1 protein-coding gene is annotated in these 781 nt (G+C 66.6%); it reads right to left on the bottom strand.

The features are described 5' to 3' along the window. Nucleotides 1–625: 625 nt before the first annotated feature. Nucleotides 626–781: DUF475 domain-containing protein (locus ACP4J0_RS38585; RefSeq protein WP_426604129.1), on the bottom strand; the 156-nt coding region annotated here is incomplete at its 5' end.

The raw sequence follows: 781 nt of genomic DNA, 5'->3' as shown, positions 1-781 counted from the left end.
CACAACGTCATCGGGTGGACTCCGAAGTCGGTGGCCACCTGCTCGACCGTCACGCCTGGGCCGCGGTTCCTCGCGACGGGCACGACGTCCTTGCGGAACTCTTCCGGATAGGGCTTGAGCACAGCGACATCCTTCCCACCTGCCCCACAGGGCAAGGCAGTTCAGATGCCACCCGATCGTGCGGCAGACCCCCGCGACACCGCCTGACTTCGCTGGAACTCCGTGCCAGCCGCCGCTCGCATCGTCAGTCAGGAGGCCGCGAAACGTCGTGCCCACCCAGTGACACCAAGAGCAGGGACCATGGCTTCTCCGCTGCCGTCACGGCCCGGAAGCCGAGGTGCCCAGGCGTCACCGGTGCGACTTCGAGAGCACCGGGCCGCGGCCCGTACGCGGAATGCCCGCAGCAGACTGCACGGCTGCGGGCATCATTCGTTCGCGAATTCGTTGGGGTGCTGGATTGGCGTCCTTTCACCCCCGCCGCACCCGTTTCGCCGAGAGAACGGGGAGTGACTGGTCGGCTCCCCGGAGAACCTGCACCAGTGCCGCTGGGCCGAGGGCTTCCTGACTGACGTTCTAGTGGGAAGTCGACTGTGGTGGGCACGGGAGATCGTGGCCACCACAGCCGTCAAACCGCGGAAGCCACGTCGGCCTTCTCTGCCTCGCCCAATCCCTCGGCCGTGGCGAGCCGCTTGTTGCGGCGGACCGAGGACCAGAAGGAGGCGCCGATGAGGACCACGCCGATCATGCCGGTGATGAACTCGTTGATCTCGTACTGGATGGT

The sequence above is a fragment of the Streptomyces sp. WG7 genome (assembly GCF_049975785.1).
In the GTDB taxonomy this organism is placed as follows: domain Bacteria; phylum Actinomycetota; class Actinomycetes; order Streptomycetales; family Streptomycetaceae; genus Streptomyces.
The sequence above is the reverse complement of the archived record's forward strand: the minus strand, read 5'-3'. Positions and strand labels throughout refer to the sequence as shown.